This is a genomic window from Halopseudomonas sp. SMJS2, from assembly GCF_029866945.1.
GTDB classification, from domain to species: Bacteria; Pseudomonadota; Gammaproteobacteria; order Pseudomonadales; family Pseudomonadaceae; genus Halopseudomonas; species Halopseudomonas bauzanensis.
On the sequence record NZ_CP123445.1, the window covers coordinates 3,553,128 to 3,571,860 of the forward strand.

At 62.1% G+C, this 18,733-nt stretch carries 16 protein-coding genes; 12 read left to right on the top strand and 4 right to left on the bottom strand.

Features of this window, described 5'->3' with window-relative positions; all coding sequences use genetic code 11:
- The first annotated feature begins 144 nt into the window (after positions 1 to 144).
- Positions 145 to 1,734: an ABC-F family ATPase gene (locus QAO71_RS16600; RefSeq protein WP_036991667.1), complete on the top strand. Its 1,590-nt coding sequence runs from the start codon at positions 145 to 147 to the stop codon at positions 1,732 to 1,734.
- Between the two features lie 67 nt (positions 1,735 to 1,801).
- Here the strand turns inward: QAO71_RS16600 and QAO71_RS16605 are convergent, their stop codons facing one another.
- On the bottom strand, positions 1,802 to 2,185 hold the full coding sequence (locus QAO71_RS16605; RefSeq protein WP_036991665.1) for a DUF6746 family protein: 384 nt from the start codon (positions 2,183 to 2,185) through the stop codon (positions 1,802 to 1,804).
- Positions 2,186 to 2,430: 245 nt separating this feature from the next.
- Here QAO71_RS16605 and QAO71_RS16610 point away from each other — a divergent pair, with 245 nt between their 5' ends.
- The 6 genes from QAO71_RS16610 to QAO71_RS16635 all read left to right on the top strand — a co-directional run bounded on the left by QAO71_RS16610 (position 2,431) and on the right by QAO71_RS16635 (position 9,228).
- Positions 2,431 to 2,634: a hypothetical protein gene (locus tag QAO71_RS16610; protein WP_136868586.1), complete on the top strand. Its 204-nt coding sequence runs from the start codon at positions 2,431 to 2,433 to the stop codon at positions 2,632 to 2,634.
- A 108-nt stretch (positions 2,635 to 2,742) separates the two neighbouring features.
- Complete coding sequence (locus QAO71_RS16615; protein WP_280164943.1) at positions 2,743 to 4,566, top strand: ATP-binding protein; 1,824 nt, start codon at positions 2,743 to 2,745, stop codon at positions 4,564 to 4,566.
- A gap of 2 nt (positions 4,567 to 4,568) precedes the next feature.
- Positions 4,569 to 5,963 carry a sigma-54 dependent transcriptional regulator gene (locus tag QAO71_RS16620; RefSeq protein WP_074778986.1) on the top strand — a complete coding sequence of 465 codons (1,395 nt, stop codon included), beginning with the start codon at positions 4,569 to 4,571 and terminating at the stop codon, positions 5,961 to 5,963.
- Between the two features lie 255 nt (positions 5,964 to 6,218).
- On the top strand, positions 6,219 to 7,211 hold the full coding sequence (gene dctP / locus QAO71_RS16625) for a C4-dicarboxylate TRAP substrate-binding protein DctP (protein WP_074778988.1): 993 nt from the start codon (positions 6,219 to 6,221) through the stop codon (positions 7,209 to 7,211).
- A gap of 98 nt (positions 7,212 to 7,309) precedes the next feature.
- Positions 7,310 to 7,951, top strand: a complete 642-nt coding sequence (locus tag QAO71_RS16630) for a TRAP transporter small permease (protein WP_074778990.1) — start codon at positions 7,310 to 7,312, stop codon at positions 7,949 to 7,951.
- Positions 7,948 to 9,228: a TRAP transporter large permease gene (locus tag QAO71_RS16635; protein ID WP_074778992.1), complete on the top strand. Its 1,281-nt coding sequence runs from the start codon at positions 7,948 to 7,950 to the stop codon at positions 9,226 to 9,228. The genes QAO71_RS16630 and QAO71_RS16635 overlap by 4 nt, the downstream gene beginning before the upstream one ends.
- A gap of 35 nt (positions 9,229 to 9,263) precedes the next feature.
- Here the strand turns inward: QAO71_RS16635 and QAO71_RS16640 are convergent, their stop codons facing one another.
- From QAO71_RS16640 to QAO71_RS16650, 3 genes are all read right to left on the bottom strand, one after another.
- Positions 9,264 to 10,409 carry a glycerate kinase gene (locus tag QAO71_RS16640; RefSeq protein ID WP_074778994.1) on the bottom strand — a complete coding sequence of 382 codons (1,146 nt, stop codon included), beginning with the start codon at positions 10,407 to 10,409 and terminating at the stop codon, positions 9,264 to 9,266.
- Positions 10,409 to 11,767 carry a GntP family permease gene (locus QAO71_RS16645; protein WP_280164944.1) on the bottom strand — a complete coding sequence of 453 codons (1,359 nt, stop codon included), beginning with the start codon at positions 11,765 to 11,767 and terminating at the stop codon, positions 10,409 to 10,411. The genes QAO71_RS16640 and QAO71_RS16645 overlap by 1 nt, the downstream gene beginning before the upstream one ends.
- 168 nt (positions 11,768 to 11,935) lie before the next feature.
- On the bottom strand, positions 11,936 to 12,868 hold the full coding sequence (locus QAO71_RS16650; RefSeq protein WP_036991652.1) for a LysR family transcriptional regulator: 933 nt from the start codon (positions 12,866 to 12,868) through the stop codon (positions 11,936 to 11,938).
- 137 nt (positions 12,869 to 13,005) lie between these two features.
- Here QAO71_RS16650 and QAO71_RS16655 point away from each other — a divergent pair, with 137 nt between their 5' ends.
- The 5 genes from QAO71_RS16655 (at position 13,006) to QAO71_RS16675 (ending at position 18,730) form a co-directional block, all read left to right on the top strand.
- Positions 13,006 to 14,421 (top strand): acetyl-CoA carboxylase biotin carboxylase subunit, encoded by a 1,416-nt coding sequence (locus QAO71_RS16655; RefSeq protein WP_074778998.1) that lies wholly within the window; start codon positions 13,006 to 13,008, stop codon positions 14,419 to 14,421.
- A 45-nt stretch (positions 14,422 to 14,466) separates the two neighbouring features.
- Complete coding sequence (gene oadA / locus QAO71_RS16660) at positions 14,467 to 16,278, top strand: sodium-extruding oxaloacetate decarboxylase subunit alpha (RefSeq protein WP_136868580.1); 1,812 nt, start codon at positions 14,467 to 14,469, stop codon at positions 16,276 to 16,278.
- A 55-nt stretch (positions 16,279 to 16,333) separates the two neighbouring features.
- Complete coding sequence (locus QAO71_RS16665; protein WP_193074551.1) at positions 16,334 to 17,026, top strand: carbonic anhydrase; 693 nt, start codon at positions 16,334 to 16,336, stop codon at positions 17,024 to 17,026.
- 122 nt (positions 17,027 to 17,148) lie between these two features.
- A complete protein-coding gene (gene purE / locus QAO71_RS16670; protein WP_280164945.1) occupies positions 17,149 to 17,640 on the top strand; it encodes a 5-(carboxyamino)imidazole ribonucleotide mutase in 492 nt (163 codons plus the stop codon).
- Positions 17,641 to 17,650: 10 nt separating this feature from the next.
- Positions 17,651 to 18,730, top strand: a complete 1,080-nt coding sequence (locus tag QAO71_RS16675; protein WP_280164946.1) for a 5-(carboxyamino)imidazole ribonucleotide synthase — start codon at positions 17,651 to 17,653, stop codon at positions 18,728 to 18,730.
- The last annotated feature ends 3 nt before the right edge of the window (positions 18,731 to 18,733 follow it).

Here is an 18,733-nt window from a genome sequence, read left to right on the forward strand (position 1 = left end):
CTACCGGAACCCGGGTCTGAGCGGCATCGCACCATCTATCCGTGCCTTTCGCCCACCGCTGTTACTCATTCGCCATAGCCAGTACAATGCGCCGCCGCTCTTCAGGTGCGGATTCCACTCTTTTTCTTCCCGCAGGACTGACCTTTGATCTCCACCGCCAACATCACCATGCAGTTCGGCGCCAAGCCGCTGTTCGAAAACGTTTCCGTCAAGTTCGGCAATGGCAACCGCTACGGCCTGATCGGCGCCAATGGTTGCGGCAAGTCGACCTTCATGAAGATCCTCGGCGGTGATCTGGAGCCCTCCGGCGGCCAGGTGATGCTGGAGCAGAATGTGCGTCTGGGCAAACTGCGTCAGGACCAGTTCGCCTATGAGAACGACAGTGTGATCGATACGGTGATCATGGGTCATGCCCAGCTGTGGAAAGTGAAGGCCGAGCGCGACCGCATCTATTCCCTGCCGGAAATGAGCGAAGCGGATGGCATGGCCGTCGCCGAGCTGGAGACCGAGTTCGCCGAGCTGGACGGCTATACCGCCGAGTCCCGCGCCGGTGAGCTGTTGCTGGGCCTGGGTATTCCGCTGGAGCAGCACTTCGGCCCGATGAGCGAAGTCGCCCCCGGCTGGAAGCTGCGCGTGTTGCTGGCCCAGGCGCTGTTCTCGGATCCCGACGTGCTGCTGCTGGACGAGCCGACCAACCACCTGGATATCAACACCATTCGCTGGCTGGAAGACATTCTCACGGCGCGCAGCAGCACCATGATCATCATTTCCCACGACCGCCACTTCCTCAACAGTGTGTGCACGCACATGGCGGACCTGGATTACGGCGAGCTGCGCCTGTTCCCCGGCAACTACGATGAGTACATGACCGCCGCCACCCAGGCGCGCGAGCGCCTGCTGTCGGACAATGCCAAGAAGAAGGCGCAGATCGCCGAGCTGCAGACCTTTGTCAGCCGTTTCTCGGCCAACGCCTCCAAGGCCAAGCAGGCCACCAGCCGCGCCAAGCAGATCGACAAGATCCAGCTGGATGAGGTCAAGCCGTCGAGCCGGGTCAGCCCGTTCATCCGCTTCGACCAACACAAGAAACTGCATCGCCAGGCAGTGACCCTGGAACAGGTCAGCCAGGGTTTTGATGGCGAGACGCTGTTCAAGAACCTCAGCCTCCAGATCGAAGCCGGTGAGCGGGTCGCCATCATTGGTCCCAACGGGATCGGCAAGACTACGCTGCTGCGCACCCTAGTCGGTGAAATGGCGCCCCAGGCAGGGGCAGTGAAGTGGGCCGAGAGTGCCGATGTGGGCTATTTCGCCCAGGACCACATGGAAGACTTCCGCGACGATTACACCCTGTTCGACTGGATGGCCCAGTGGACCCAGGGCGGCGAACAGCTGGTGCGCGGCACACTCGGGCGCATGCTGTTTTCCAATGACGACATTCTGAAATCGGTGAAGGTGATTTCCGGTGGTGAGCAGGGCCGCATGCTGTTCGGCAAGCTGATCCTGCAGAAGGCCAACGTGATGATCATGGACGAGCCGACCAACCACCTGGATATGGAATCCATCGAGGCGCTGAACCTGGCGTTGGAAAACTTCCCCGGCACGCTGATCTTCGTCAGCCATGACCGCGAATTCGTCAGCTCGCTGGCCACTCGCATCATCGAGCTGTCGGAATCCGGCATCAAGGACTTCTCCGGCAGCTACGACGATTATCTGCGCAGCCAGGGCGTGCTGGTCTGAGCCAACAGCTCAGGCACCGCCCCTGACCGGCCGGGTCCATCCCGGCCAACGGCTTAAAGGGCTCTGCTTACGGCACCAGCGTACCGGTCGCCTGCAGATAAACCTGCCCCTTTTCCTTTACGACCTCGGGCTTGCCGGTTTCCGAGGCGATATGCACCTCTTCCAGCACCTCGGCGGTTTCCACCAGGTCCGCCTGGATTTTCTGCAGGGCATTTTCCAGGGTATAGGTCAGCATGTGTACTTCATGCATGTCCATCGCCGTCAGCTCATCCTTCGCCAGCAAGGCTTCCAGTTTCGCGTTGTACTCGCGCATGTTGGTGACCGCCTGCTGCAGGGTTTCCGCGGGCTCACCCTTGGCATGGGCGGTACGCGTTGCCGAATCGCCGGCCCAGCCGGCCGCGCTCAGGCTGAGGGCGATGATCCCGGCGAATAGGCGAAATGAAGTCTGCATGATTGATCCTCCTGGAAAGGCCCGACATGGGCGGTTCAGCAGGACAATACTATTGATGATAATCAGTCGCAATTGATAATTTATTCCATCACTGCGGCAGAGCGACGCAGCGCCGGGTCTTTCATGGGCTCGCTGCCGCCGGGCAGCTGTCCCGAAATTGCAGCGTAACCGTCATCAATCGGTCATCCCGAAGGTCGCAAGATGAGCTCGCCCATATCATGTTCAATGCTCCGGGAGGCGACAGCATGGCTTTCGTTCCAGACTTTGCAGGTGAATCCGTCAAGAGCGTGCGCAACGAGCGCCGACGGCAGGAAGACAAGCGGCGTATGGCCTATCGCCGGGCGATCGAGGATTATCGCGAAGCCCAGGCATTGAATGCCCAACTGCGCGACTTTCCGGAACTGATGAGCCATCATGACCACGGCGTGCTGCCCCGGCCCACGCTCTGATCCGGATACCGGACGCCTGCATCGGATGCTCGACGCCAGCGTCCAAACCGCAGACCTGACTTCAGGGCGGGGCTCTTTACCAGCGCTGCAAACGTGCATAATGCAGCGATGGACCAGACTTCGCATACCCCGGCAACCAGGACCCCGCATCGCCCGCGCTGGCGCAGCTTGGCGTTACTGGCGCTGCTGCTGGTGCCGCTGTTATGGCCGGTGCAGCATCTGGCCGAGCGCTACTACCGCGGCGTACTGATCGAACAGAATCGCCAGACCCTCGATCTGTACATCGCCAACCTGCTCGGCACCCTGCGTCGCTTCGAGGTATTGCCGCAGATCCTCGGTGACCTGCCGGATCTGCGTAGCGCCATGCATGCCCCTACCGATACCGCGATCCTGCAGCAGGCCAACCAGTTGCTGGCGCAGATCCGTGAGCAGACCGGTGCCGATGTGATCTACCTGCTGAACCCCAAGGGCCATACCCTGGCTGCCTCCAACTGGGACCAGCCCGATAGCTTCGTCGGCGGCAACTTCGACTTCCGCCCGTACTTTCGCGAGGCTCTGTCCGGCCAGCTGGGACAGTTCTTCGGCCTCGGCACCACCTCCGGCAAGCGCGGCTACTACTTCGCCTATGCCATGCATGAACAGGAGCGCAAGATCGGTGTGCTGGTGGTCAAGGTCGATCTCGACCATACCGAAACCCTGTGGGGCAACACCCCCGAGCAATTGATGGTTACCGACAGCAATGGCGTGGTCATCCTCACCTCGCGCCCCGAGTGGAGATTCCATGCCACCCGACCGTTGAGCGACGAGGAACGCGCCAATATTGCCGCCAACCAGCCCTATCCGACCCTGTCGCCACGACCATTGCCGTTCGATCCGGGTGCCTGGCTGGTGCAGAGCAGTCACCTGCCGGAAACCGAGTGGACGGTCAGTATCATGGCGCCTCGACTGCTGCTGGATCGCCCGGTGCGCACCGCCCTGGCGGTGGGCGGTGCCACCCTGCTGGTGTTGCTGCTGCTGTTCAGCCTGTTGATACTGCGCCGCCGCCACTATCTCGAGCGCATCGCTCTGGACGCCCGCGCCCGCGCCGAACTGGAACAACGTGTCCTGGAACGCACGCTCGACCTGGAGCAACTCAACGACCGGCTCAAGCAGGAAGTGCTGGAACGCGAACAGGCCCAGCAGGGATTGGTGCGCGCCCAGGACGAGCTGGTGCAGGCCGGCAAGCTGTCGGCATTGGGAACCATGAGCGCCAGCATCAGCCACGAACTCAATCAGCCGCTGGCGGCGATCCGCAGCTATGCCGAGAACGCCGCCACCCTGCTCGACCATCAGCGCACCGATGATGCCCGTACCAACCTCGGCTTGATCAGCGAGCTGACCGGGCGCATGGCGTCGATCATCGCCCACCTGCGCGCCTTCGCCCGCCGTGATCGCCATGCCCCGGCACGGGTCGCCCTGCAACCGGCACTGGACGACACCATGGCGCTGCTGGCCAAGCGCCGCCGGGAGCTGGATGTGGAGCTGAGCCGTGACCTGCCGGAGGCGACCATCTGGGTCCAGGCCGGCGAGACACGTCTGCGCCAGGTGCTCGGCAACCTGCTCGCCAATGCCCTCGACGCCTTGAGCGAGAAAGCCCCGCCGCGGCGCATCTGGATCAGCACCGAGCAGCATGGTGAGTACATCCACCTGCTGCTGCGCGACAACGGCCCCGGTTTTTCCGATGATGCCCTGGAACACGCCCGCGAGCCGTTCTTCACCACCAAGACCAGCGCCCAGGGCCTCGGCCTCGGCCTGTCCATCTGCGATACCCTGATGCGCGCCCTGGGCGGCGAACTGCTGCTGGCCAATCATCCGGACAGCGGCGCGCTGCTGACCCTGCGCCTGCGCCTGGCCAGCCCGGGCGTCAATCTCCAGCCCACCGAGGATTTCTGATCATGACCAGCGATAACAGTATCGGTAACCATATCCAGGTGGTGCTGATCGACGATGACGCCCATCTGCGCCAGGCGCTCAGCCAGACCCTCGACCTGGCCGGGCTCAAGGTCCTCAGCCTTGGCGACGCCAATGGCCTGGCTACGCGTATTCCGCATGACTGGCCGGGTGTGCTGGTCAGCGATATCCGCATGCCCGGCCTCGACGGCCTGCAATTGCTGCAACAGCTGCATGAGCAGGACGCCGAACTGCCAGTGCTGCTGATCACCGGCCACGGCGACGTCCCCCTGGCGGTCCAGGCCATGCGCGCCGGTGCCTACGACTTTCTGGAAAAGCCCTTCGCCAACGACACCCTGCTCGACAGCGTGCGCCGTGCCCTGGCTGTGCGCCAACTGGTGCTGGACAACCGCAGCCTGCGCCTGGCGCTGGCTGACCGCCAGGAACTGGCTGGCCGGCTGATCGGCCAGTCACCGGCCATGCGCCGCCTGCATGAACAGATAGGTGCCCTCGCCGGCATCAACAGCGATGTGCTGATCCTCGGCGAGACTGGCACCGGCAAGGAAGTGGTCGCCCGTGCCCTGCATGACCTGTCCAGCCGCCGTAACGGTCCCTTTGTCGCCATCAATGCCGGCGCCCTGGCCGAGTCGGTGGTGGAAAGCGAGCTGTTCGGTCACGAGCCGGGGGCTTTTACCGGCGCTTCGAGGCGCCGTATCGGCAAGTTCGAATTCGCCAACGGCGGCACCCTGTTTCTCGACGAGATCGAGAGCATGAGCCTGGAGGTACAGGTCAAGCTGCTGCGCCTGTTGCAGGAGCGGGTGGTCGAGCGCCTGGGCGGTAACCAGTCGATCGCGCTGGATATCCGCGTGATTGCCGCCACCAAGGAAGACTTGCGCCAGGCCGCCGACCAGGGCCGCTTCCGCGCCGACCTGTATTACCGGCTGAACGTCGCCCCCCTGCGTATTCCACCGCTGCGCGAGCGCGGCGAAGATCCGCTGCTGCTGTTCCAGCATTTCGCCATGGGCGCCAGCAGCCGCCATGGCCTGCCCACCCGCGAGTTGCCGGCCGGCCAGCGCGCCATGTTGCTACGTCATGCCTGGCCGGGCAACGTGCGCGAGTTGCAGAACGCCGCTGAACGCTTCGCCCTGGGCCTGGACCTTGAACTGGAACCGGGTCAGGAGGGCCTGACCGACAGCGCCGCACTCAGTGGCAACCTCGGCGTGCAGGTCGAGGCCTTCGAGCGCGCCCTGATCGCCGCCGAACTGGACCATCCACACAATTCCCTGCGCAGCCTCGCCGAGGCTCTCGGCATCCCGCGCAAAACACTGCACGACAAACTGCGCAAGCACGGGCTGAGCTTCACACCGGTTGGCGGAAGCTCGCCAGAGGACCTCGACTGACCGGCGGGTTTCCGCCAAACAGCCCGGGCTCCACAGCCTCCGGTGCCGCCCCGAGCAATCTCCTCGCAACACGCCAGGCCCTGATGCCATCTGGTCTGGCGGCCTTCTACCAAGCTTTCCCACACCACTGATAGCAGACTGGCATGGCCCTTGCTCTTAGCTTTGACAGGGCGCCTGAACCAACCTCGTTCGCCCTCAACGGTTCGGTGCTACGGCGCCTGACCAGTAAAACTAAAAACAAGAGGAAGCACTCACATGTTCAAACTGACTGCCAAGGCGCTGGCTTGCGCCCTGACGCTGAGTCTGGCTGGCCTGGTCCAGGCCGATCCGATCGCCATCAAGTTCTCCCACGTGGTTGCCGAGCACACCCCCAAAGGCCAAGGCGCACTGCTGTTCAAGAAGCTGGTCGAAGAGCGCCTGCCCGGTCAGGTGACCGTTCAGGTCTACCCGAACTCCTCGCTGTTCGGTGATGGCAAGGAAATGGAAGCGCTGCTGCTCGGCGACGTGCACATCATCGCCCCGTCGCTGGCCAAGTTCGAGCACTACACCAAGCAGATCCAGATCTTCGACCTGCCGTTCCTGTTCGATGACATCGAGGCCGTCGACCGCTTCCAGCAAAGCCCGGAAGGCCTGGCACTGCTGACCTCCATGGCGGACAAGGGCATTACCGGCCTCGGCTACTGGCACAACGGCATGAAGCAGCTGTCTGCCAACAAGGCGCTGCATGAGCCCAAGGATGCCCGTGGCCTGAAGTTCCGCGTGCAGGCTTCCGCCGTGCTCGACGAGCAGTTCAAGGCGTTGCGCGCCGCACCGCGCAAGATGAGCTTCGCCGAGGTCTACCAGGGCCTGCAGACCGGTGTGGTCAACGGTGCCGAGAACCCCTACTCGAACATCTACAGCCAGAAGATGCACGAAGTGCAGGAATACATCACCGAGTCCAACCACGGCGTGCTGGACTACATGGTGATTACCAACACCAAGTTCTGGGATGGTCTGCCTGAAGATATCCGCAATGAACTGACCGCGATCCTCGCCGAAGTCACAGTGGCGGTGAACAAACAGGCCGAGGAGCTGAACCAGCGTGACAAGCAGCGCATTCTCGATGCCGGCACCACCGAGATCATCAACCTGACCCCCGAGCAACGTGAACAATGGCGCGACGCCATGCGCCCGGTGTGGGAGAAGTTCGAAGACGAGATCGGCGCCGAGCTGATCCAGGCCGCTGGACGGTCCAACCAGGCCGACTGAAGCCGGTCGGGCGGCGCTGCGTCACTGCACGCAGCGCCGCAGCCCCACCCGGGGCTTACTCACTCTCCCATTGACCGTTCCCCTGACGGAGACCCTGCATGAACCCTGTCGCTCGTGCCTGGAACCATTTGGAGGAGGCCCTGGTGTTCATCCTGTTATCGGGAATGACGCTGGTCACCTTCCTCTACGTGGTACTCAACAACCTCTATTCGGTGTTCTATTCACTCGCCGATACGATTCCCCTTGCCGAGGATGCATTGTTCTCGATCGGCGATAGCATCCTCTTCCTGGCCCAGGAAATGACCTGGAGCATCGCCCTGTCCAAAGCCATGTTCGGCTGGCTGATCTTCGTCGGCCTGGCCTGGGGCGTGCGTATCGGCGCCCACATCGGTGTCGATCTGCTGGTACGCAATTTCAGCCTGCGGGCGCAGAAGGGCGTCGCCCTGCTTGCCGTCGGCATCTGTCTCGCCTATTGCGCGTTGATGGCCTACTCCAGTGAGGAATGGGTCGCCGCGCTGCTGCGCGCCGGCATCGGAGCCGAAGACCTCGATCGCTTCGGCATCATGCAGTGGCATATCGTGATGATCGTCCCCATCGGCTTCAGCCTCATGTTCCTGCGCTTCCTTCAGGTGTTCGTGCGCATCCTGCGCAACCAGCAATTGGGCCTGGGCGGCCACGGCGAAGCCGAGGATGCCCTGAAACTCGCCACAGCAAACACGGCCGAGGAGGCTAAACAATGACCATTGCCTTCCTGTTCCTTGCCCTGTTCGCGCTGATGTTCATCGGTATCCCGGTGGCGATCTCCCTCGGTCTGTCCGGGGCCATGACCATTCTGATGTTCAGCAACGACTCGGTGCGCTCGCTGGCCATCAAGCTGTTCGAAAGCAGCGAACACTACACCCTGATGGCGATTCCGTTCTTCCTCCTGGCGGGCGCCTTCATGACCACTGGCGGCGTGGCCCATCGCCTGATCGACTTTGCCAATGCCTGTGTCGGCCACATCAAGGGCGGCCTGGCCATTGCCGCGATTCTGGCGTGCATGTTGTTCGCCGCATTGAGTGGTTCCTCGCCGGCCACCGTGGCCGCCGTGGGCTCCATCGTCATCGCCGGTATGGTGCGCTCCGGCTACAAGCAGGACTTCGCCGCCGGTATCGTCTGTAACGCCGGTACCCTGGGCATCCTGATCCCGCCATCCATCGTCATGGTGGTGTATGCCACTGCTACCGAGACCTCGGTCGGCAAGTTGTTCATGGCCGGTGTGGTGCCAGGCCTGCTACTCGGCCTGTTCCTGATGGCAGCCATCTACATTCTTGCCCACATCAAGGACATGCCGGCGCTTCCGCGCGCCTCCTTCCAGGAAGTGCTGCGCACCGGCCGTCGCGCCATCTGGGGCCTGCTGTTGATCGTGATCATCCTCGGGGGCATCTACTCGGGCATGTTCACACCCACCGAGGCCGCCGCAGTCGCAGCGATCTATGCAGCCTTCGTGGCGATCTTTATCCATCGCGACATGACTTTCCGCCAGTGTCCCGGGACGGTGATCGAAGCCGCCAAGCTCAGTGTGGTGCTGATGTTCATCATCGCCAATGCCATGCTCTTCGCCCACGTACTGACCACCGAGCAGATCCCGCAGTCGATCACCGCGTGGGTGGTGGCACAGGGCTTCAGCCCCATCGAGTTCCTCATCGTGGTCAATATCGTACTGCTGGTCGCGGGGACCTTTATGGAACCGTCGGCGATCATCCTGATCCTGGCGCCGATCCTGTTCCCGATCGCCACACAGTTGGGCATCGACCCGATCCACCTAGGCATCATCATGGTGGTGAACATGGAGATCGGCCTGATCACGCCACCGACCGGGCTTAACCTGTTCGTCACCTCGGCGGTTACCGGCATGCCGCTGACCCGCACCATCAGGGCGGTGTCGCCGTGGCTGCTGATGATGCTGGTGTTCCTGATATTGGTTACCTACGTGCCATTCATATCCCTGGCACTGCCCGAATGGTTGGGCATGTAGGACAGGTACGCTCTGCGTCAAGCACTTGCCCGGCCTCAGCGCCGGGCTTTTTTATCTGCCAACTGCCAGAAGCGCGCCAGATCGGTCGCCCGTGCGGACAGTTCCGCCGCCGCATCGCGGCAGGCCTGCTCCAGGCTGATCGGACCCGGTGTGAGGCTGAAGGCGGCATCGATGCCCGCTTCGTACAGCCGCTGATAACCCTCACCAAGGCTACCGGCCAGCGCGATTACCGGTACCCCGGCGGCCTGGGCAACGCGCGCTACACCCACTGGGGTCTTGCCGTGCAGACTCTGGCCGTCCAGCCGACCTTCGCCGGTAATGGCCAGATCAGCACCCTGCATGGCCGCGGCCAGCCCCGACAATTCCGCCACCAGCTCAATGCCTGGCCGGAAGCCGGCACCCAGTACCGCACAGGCGGCAAAACCCAGACCGCCGGCCGCACCAACACCCGGCACGTTGCGCACATCCTCGCCCAGGGCAGCGGCCATGACATCGGCATAATGCTCCAGCGCCCGGTCCAGTTGCTCCACTTGCGCGGGATTGGCGCCCTTCTGCGGACCGAATACATGGGAAGCGCCGCGCGGGCCGCACAGCGGGTTATCCACATCCGCGGCCACCAGTACTTCGACAGCCGCCAGACGCGGATCCAGGCCATCCAGCTCGATGCGCTGCAGGTCGATCAGCGCCGCGCCGCCTGGTGCCAGTGGCTCGCCAGCGGCATCCAGCAACCGTACTCCCAACGCCTGCAGGACCCCGGCACCGCCGTCATTGGTGGCGCTGCCGCCGATACCCAGAATGATGCGCCGGGCACCGGCATCCAGCGCCGCCAATATCAATTCACCGGTGCCGTAGCTGGTGGTGATACGGGCATCACGCTGGGCCGGTTCGACCCAGTGCAGGCCACTGGCGGCCGCCATTTCGATCACCGCCTGACCATCTTCCAGCCAGCCCCAGTGGGCCTGCACCGGCTGGCCGAGCGGGCCGCGCACAGTCAGCTCGCGCCGCTCGCCCCCGCTGGCAGCCAATACCGCATCCACCGTGCCTTCGCCGCCATCGGCCATGGGACACAGGCGGATATCCGCGTCGGGGTAGACTGTCTGCCAGCCCCGGGCAATGGCGCTGGCCACATCCTCGGCGCTGAGGCTTTCCTTGAACGAGTCGGGAGCGATTACCAGCTTCATCACAGCAGCACCAGGCTGAACAGCCACACGGTTATGATGCCGACGATACCCTGGATCAACGTGGCCATGGTTTGCGCCTGGTAAGCGGTCGCTACCTTCATGCGACTGAACTGGGTAACCACCCAGAAGAAGCTGTCATTGGCGTGGGATACGGTCATCGCACCGGCACCGATCGCCATGACCGTCAGTACCCGGCCCATCTCGCTGTCCAGCCCCAGTTGCCCGAGCAGCGGCGCAACCAAGGCCGAGGTAGTGACCAGGGAAACGGTACTGGAACCCTGCGCGGTCTTCAGACCGGCGGCTACCAGGAACGGCATGAACAGGCCGATACCCAGGGACGACAGGGTCTGGCCCAGATAATCCCCCAGCGGCGTGGCGCTGAGCATGGTACCAAAGGCGCCACCGGCACCGGTGATCAGCAGGATCGGGGCCGCAGCCACCAACCCCTCGGTAACACGATCATGCAGCTCCTGACGCTTGTTATCCGACTTCAGCAGGGTACAGGCCAGCGCCAGGCCAATCGCCAGCGCGAAAATCGGCTGACCGAGGAAGGTAACCAGCGTATACAGTACGCCTTCGCCCACCGGGCGGGCCGGCAGATTGACCACCGTGCCCAGACAGATCAGCGCAATCGGCACGAAGATGGGAGCAAAGGCCTTGACCGGGCTCGGCAGTTCACCGTAGCTGTCGCGCATCGCCTGGTAATCGTTGCTGTCCATGATCGGCGCGCCATCGTCTTCCAGTTCGATGTCCTTGCCGATAAAGCGATTGGCCCACAGCATACCGGCCATGGCAGTGATGAACGCCACCACCAGACCGACCAGGATCACCAGCCCGAGGTTGGACTCCAGGCCCAGGTTACCGGCTGCAGCAATCGGGCCGGGGGTGGGCGGTACGAAGGTATGGGTCGCGTACAGGCCGGTGGCCAGGGCCACACTCATCGCCACTACCGATACCTTCATCCGCGCGGCCAGGGCATTTTTCAACGAGTTGAGAATAACGTAGCCGGAGTCACAGAATACGGGAATCGATACCAGATAACCGATGATCGATACCGTTAGCGTCGGGAAACGCTCTCCAAGCAAGCGAATCACCGTTTCCGCCATGGTGATGGCGGCGCCGCTGCGCTCGAGGATCACCCCGATGATGGTGCCGAACACGATGACGATACCGATGTAACCGAGTATGCCGCCGAAGCCGCGGGTGATGTGCCCGGCGATCTCCAGGACCGGCAATTGGTAGGCGAAGCCGGCCAACAGCGCGGCTCCGAGCAGGGCCAGGAAGGGATGCAGTTTGAATCGCGTTGTCGCCAGGACGATAAAGACAATCAGTGCGATCAGAATCAGGACCAGACCCATTATCGTGTTTCCTATCTATGTGTTTGAAGTGGCAGTGCCTCGGCGGAATTAACAACTCTCCAGCCAAGGCGCGCCATTATTGGACATTTAGCCGCTACTGGACAGGCTTTGAATCATTCAAGCATGCCGCCTCGATACTGTCAGCCTTCGGCTTCCACCGCTGGTCGATCAGCTAAAGGGCTCCGCCAGCTGTTTGATCAAGGCCCGCTCCTCCCGCAAGAAGGCCAGGAAGGCTTCAGCCACCGGACTCAGGCGCTTACCCCGGGCATGCACTGCACACCAGCTGCGAAACAGTGGCAGGTCGGTGAAATCCAGGCGCGCCAATTGGCCATTACGCAACCAGGGTGCGGCGCTATGCGCCGAGACCAAGCCGATACCCAGCCCGGCGATCGCCGATTGCACCACCGTTTCCCCCGAGCCCATCTGCATTACCCGCTGCAGATGCACCCGTTTCTGCTGGAAAAACTCGTCGCAGGCCTTGCGGACCCCCGAGCCGATTTCGCGCACCAGTACCATCTGCGACTCCAGCTCGGCCAGGCCAAGCTGCTGCCGCGCGGCCAGCGGATGATCCGGCGCCGCCACGGCGATCACCGGGTTGTTCAGGAACGGGAAGAAATCCAGCGCCCGATCCGCCGGTACCATCCCCACCAGCACCACATCATCGAGGTTGTCACGCAAACGGCGAATCACCTCCGCACGGGTGCTGACTTCCAGCCGGAAGCTCACCTCCGGGTGACGCTGGCGGAAGGCCGCCAGCAGGTGCGGGGTCAGATACTGGATGCTGCTCGCCACCGCCAGCCGCAACTCGCCATGCAGGGTGCCCTGCAGTGCGGACAGCTGCATGTCGAGGATTTCCAGCCGATTGAAGATATCGCCGCTGGCGGCCAGCAGGATGGTGGCGGCATCGGTCAGATAGAGCTTGCGGCCCACGTATTCGAACAGCGGCTGCCCGACCAGCTCTTCCAGCTGGCGCATCTGCAGACTCACCGCCGGCTGGGTCAGCGCCATCTCCTCGGCCGTTCGGCTATAGGACAAGGTGGCACACAGACTGCGGAATACCTGGAGTTGGCGCAGTGTCATCCGGTGCAATTCTTTGCGCATCGAACCTCTCCGCTGATGTTGGATAGGCAACATATTAGTAATTACTTATAAGTAATCCAACAAATACTCATTTTTAATCATTCATGCTGCGGTTGTATGTTGAGTTCACCCCCGATCACCCAACAGAGGAAAGGGATGTGATCAAGAAAATCCTGATTGCCAACCGTGGCGAGATTGCTGTCCGCATCGTCCGCGCCTGCGCGGAAATGGGCATTCGCTCGGTGGCCATCCATTCGGATGCGGACCGCTATGCGCTGCATGTCAAACGCGCCGATGAGTCCTATAATGTCGGCAGCGACCCCCTGGCCGGCTACCTGAACGCCCGGCAACTGGTCAACCTGGCGGTCGAGACCGGCTGCGATGCACTGCACCCCGGCTACGGCTTCCTGTCGGAAAATGCCGAACTGGCGCGCATTTGCAGCGAACGGGGGATCAAATTTATCGGTCCCTCGGCCGAGGTGATCGCCCGCATGGGTGACAAGACCGAAGCGCGGCGCAGCATGATTGCCGCTGGAGTGCCGGTAACCCCGGGCACCGAGGGCAACCTGAAGGATTTGCAGGAAGCGCTGAGCGAGGCGGACCGGGTCGGCTATCCGGTGATGCTCAAGGCCACTTCGGGTGGCGGCGGGCGTGGCATCCGCCGTTGCAACAGCAAGGAAGAGCTGGAGCAGGCCTGGCCGCGGGTGATATCCGAAGCGACCAAGGCTTTCGGCAGCGCCGATGTGTTTCTGGAAAAATGCATCGTCAACCCCAAGCACATCGAAGCCCAGGTGCTGGCCGACAGTTTCGGCAACACCGTGCACCTGTATGAACGTGACTGCTCGATCCAGCGCCGCAACCAGAAGCTGATCGAGATCGCCCCCAGCCCGCAGCTGACGCCCGAGCAGCGCGCCTATATCGGTGACCTGGCCGTGCGTGCGGCCCAGGCAGTGGGTTACGAGAACGCCGGTACCGTGGAATTTCTGCTGGCGGACAATGAAGTCTATTTCATGGAGATGAATACCCGGGTGCAGGTGGAACACACCATCACCGAGCAGATCACCGGGATCGACATCGTCCGCGAGCAGATCCGCATCGCCTCCGGCCTGCCCCTGTCAGTCAAGCAGGAAGATATCGAGCACCGCGGCTACGCCATCCAGTTCCGTATCAACGCCGAGGACCCGAAGAACGACTTTCTTCCCTCCTTCGGCAAGATCACCCGCTATTACGCACCGGGTGGCCCGGGTGTACGGGTGGATACGGCGATCTACACCGGTTACACCATTCCGCCCTACTACGATTCGATGTGCCTGAAGCTGATCGTCTGGGCGAATAACTGGGAAGACGCCATGGACCGGGGTTACCGGGCACTGGATGACATGCACCTGCATGGGGTCAAGACCACCGAGCTGTATTATCAACAGATCCTCAAGAATCCGGATTTTCGCAGCGGCGTCTTCAATACCAGCTTTGTCGACACCCATCCGGAGCTGACCAACTACTCGACCAAGAACAAACCCGAAGCCCTGGCCCTGGCCATCGCCGGCGCCATCGCCGCTTACGCCGGACTTTGATTTTGTGCCGCAAGCCAGACGCTTGCCGCCGATGAGGAATGCACCATGAGCAAGAAACGCATCAACGTTACCGATACCATTCTGCGCGATGCCCACCAGTCGCTGCTGGCCACGCGCATGCGCACCGAAGATATGCTGCCGATCTGTCCGAAACTGGACCAGGTAGGCTACTGGTCGCTGGAAGTCTGGGGCGGCGCCACCTTCGACGCCTGTGTGCGCTTCCTCAAGGAAGACCCTTGGGAACGCCTGCGCCAGCTGCGCACCGCGCTGCCCAATACCCGTTTGCAGATGCTGCTGCGCGGTCAGAACCTGCTCGGCTACCGCCACTACAGCGATGACGTGGTCCGCGCCTTCGTCGCCAAGGCCGCGGTCAATGGCATCGATGTGTTCCGCATCTTCGATGCGATGAACGATGTGCGTAACCTGCGTACCGCCATCTCCGCCGTCAAGGCCGCGGGCAAGCATGCCCAGGGCACCATCTGCTATACCACCAGCCCGGTGCATACGGTTGAGCTGTTCGTCGAGCAGGCCAAGACCCTGGAAGCCATGGGTGTTGACTCCCTGGCGGTGAAAGACATGGCCGGTCTGCTGACCCCGTTCGCCACTGGCGAACTGGTCGAAGCGCTAAAAGCGGCTACCAGCCTGCCGGTGTTCATTCATTCCCATGACACCGCCGGCCTGGCTGCCATGTGTCAGCTCAAGGCCATCGAGTGCGGTGCGGACAATATCGATACCGCCATCGGCTCCATGGCCTGGGGTACCAGCCATCCAGGTACCGAATCCATGGTCGCGGCGCTCAAGGGCACACCCTATGACACCGGCCTGGATCTGGAGCTGATTCAGGAAATCAGCATGTACTTCATGGAAGTACGCAAGAAATACCACCAGTTCGAAAGCCCCTTCACCGGTGTGGATACCCGGGTGCAGATCAACCAGGTACCGGGCGGCATGATGTCCAACCTGGCCAACCAATTGAAGGAACAGGGCGCGCTGAATCGTATTCAGGACGTATTCGATGAAATCCCGCGGGTGCGCGCCGACCTCGGTTATCCGCCACTGGTGACACCGACATCGCAGATCGTGGGCACTCAGGCGGTATTCAACGTGCTGGCCGGCGAGCGCTACAAGACCATTACCAACGAGGTGAAACTGTACCTGCAGGGTCGCTACGGTCAGGCGCCCGGCACCATCAACCCGGATGTGCAGGTGCGCGCCATCGGTGACGAGAGCGTGATCGACGTGCGCCCGGCGGATCTGCTGAAACCGGAAATGGATCGCCTGCGCAATGAAATCGGCAATCTGGCGAAAAGCGAAGAAGACGTGCTGACCTTCGCCATGTTCCCCGATATCGGTCGCAAGTTTCTCGAAGAACGCGCCGCCGGCACCCTGGAACCGGAGGTGCTGCTGCCGATTCCGGATGGCGACAGCAAACCACTCGCTGCCGAAGGCGTGGCGACCGAGTTCATGATTGACGTTCACGGTGAAAGTTACCGTATCGATATCACCGGTGTGGGCGTCAAAGGGGACGGCACTCGCCATTTCTACCTGAGCGTGGATGGCATGCCGGAAGAAGTTGTCCTCGAAGAGCTCAATCAATTCGTCGGCGGCGCTGGCGGCAAGAGCCGCGAACGCGCCAGCAAACCCGGCCACGTCACGACCAGTATGCCCGGCAATGTGGTCGATGTGCTGGTGGCCGAAGGCGACAAGGTCAAGGCCGGCCAGGCGGTGCTCATCAGCGAAGCGATGAAGATGGAAAGCGAGATCCAGGCGGCAATCGACGGCACCGTCAAGGCCGTGCATGTAGCCAAGGGTGATCGCGTCAACCCAGGTGAGATATTGATCGAGATCGAGGCCTGAGCATAGCGGGGGGCCGGCAGGCTCCCCGCTCATACCGAACCAGCGAGCGTAAGCCATGCCCTACAAAAAACTGAAAAGTGCTGATGATGACAATGCCCTGCAACAGATCATTGACGGCTACATGCACTTCCATGAAGAGGTATACCCCCAGCAGGAAGAACTGTTCAGGAAACTCGCTTTCGAGCAGACCCCCAAGGCGATGTTCATCACCTGCGCCGACTCACGTGTAGTGCCCGAACTGATTACCCAGAGTTCGCCCGGTGATCTGTTCGTCACCCGCAACGTCGGCAACGTCGTCCCCCCCTACGGCCAGATGATGGGCGGCGTCTCCACGGCCATCGAATATGCGGTAGTAGCGCTGGGCGTGAAGCACATCATCATTTGTGGCCATTCCGATTGTGGCGCGATGAAGGCCGTATTGGACCCTGCGCAGCTGAAAGGCATGCCCACGGTAAAGTCCTGGCTGCAGCATTCGGAAGTGGCCAAGATCGTAGTGCAGGAAAACTGTGGCTGCGCCGATCACACTACCCTCGGTATCCTCACCGAAGAGAACGTGGTTGCCCAACTCGGTCACCTTGCCACCCATCCATCGGTCGCTTCACGTCTGGCCCGCGGCGATCTGTTTATCCACGGTTGGGTGTACGATATCGAAACTAGCCAGATCCGCGCCTACGATACCGAGAAAGGCGAGTTCCGCCGGATCGGTGATGGTCCGCTGCCGATGGCGACGCCACGCCCGCGTTACTGACGAACGTCGGCTGGTCCGCCGCCCGCTTTGGGTTATAATCGCGGATCACGGCCACCTGGCCTGTATTCTTTTCGAGCCACGCCTATGCGTGGCTTTGTTTTTCGTCATCAAGAGGCACGACAATGACCGCACTGGTTGGCGTGATCATGGGCTCCAAGTCCGACTGGTCTACCATGAGCCACACGGCAGACATGCTGGAGCAGCTGGGTATCCCCTACGAAGTGAAGGTGGTATCTGCGCACCGCACCCCAGATCTGCTGTTCGACTATGCCGAGCAGGCCGCTGGGCGCGGCATCGAGGTGATTATCGCCGGCGCGGGTGGCGCTGCGCACCTGCCTGGCATGTGTGCGGCCAAGACTCACCTGCCGGTACTCGGCGTGCCGGTGCAGTCGTCCATGCTATCGGGCGTCGACTCACTGCTATCGATCGTGCAGATGCCGGCTGGCGTGCCCGTGGCTACTTTGGCCATCGGCAAGGCCGGGGCGGTCAACGCAGCGCTGCTGTCAGCAAGTATTCTGGGTGGCCGCCATCCGCAATATCATCAGGCCTTGCAGGATTTCCGTAGCCGGCAGACCGATACCGTGCTGGATAATCCGGACCCACGTCAGGCTTGAGGAAGCAATCATGAAAATCGGCATCATCGGTGGTGGTCAACTCGGACGCATGCTGGCTCTGGCGGGTACGCCACTGGGTCAGCAGTTCGCCTTTCTCGACCCGGCAGCGGACGCCTGCGCCGCTGCCCTGGGCGAGCATCTCTGCGCAGCCTATGACGATCGCGAGCAGCTGCGCCAATTGGCCGAAGATGCCGACGTGGTGACCTTCGAGTTCGAGAGCGTGCCGGCGGAAACCGTGGCCTTTCTCGAGCAACATGTGCCGGTATTCCCCAATGCAGAGTCGCTGCGCATCGCCCGCGATCGCTGGTTCGAGAAGTCCATGTTCCGGGAACTGGGCATCCCCACGCCCGAGTTTGCCGACATCCAGTGCCAGGCTGATCTGAATAATGCTGTGCAGAATATCGGCCTGCCCGCCGTGCTGAAGACCCGCACCCTGGGGTATGACGGCAAGGGTCAGAAACTGTTGCGCCAACCGGAAGATGTCATCGACGCCTTCGCCGAACTGGGCAGCGTGCCCTGCATTCTGGAAGGCTTCGTGCCTTTTACCGGTGAAGTCTCGCTGGTCGCCGTGCGCAGCCGCGATGGCGATACCCGCTGCTACCCGCTGGTGCACAACACCCACGAGCAAGGCATTCTGCGACTGTCGGTCGCCAGTACCGAGCATCCCTTGCAGGCCCAGGCGGAGAACTACGCCGGGCGCGTGCTGGACAAGCTGAATTATGTCGGCGTGCTGGCCTTCGAGTTCTTCGAGGTGGATGGTGGCCTGAAGGCCAACGAGATCGCCCCGCGGGTGCATAACTCCGGTCACTGGACTATCGAAGGGGCCGAGTGCAGTCAGTTCGAGAACCATCTGCGGGCCATTGCCGGCCTGCCGTTGGGTTCCACCGCCAAGGTGGGTGAAAGCGCCATGCTCAACTTCATCGGCGAGGTACCGGCAGTGGCCAAGGTCACCGCCATTCCCGATTGCCACCTGCACCACTATGGCAAAGAGTTCAAGCCCGGACGCAAGGTCGGTCATGCCACCCTGCGCTGCACCGATGCTGCCGTGTTGCAGTCACGTATCGCCGAGGTCCAGGCCCTGATCGATTGATCC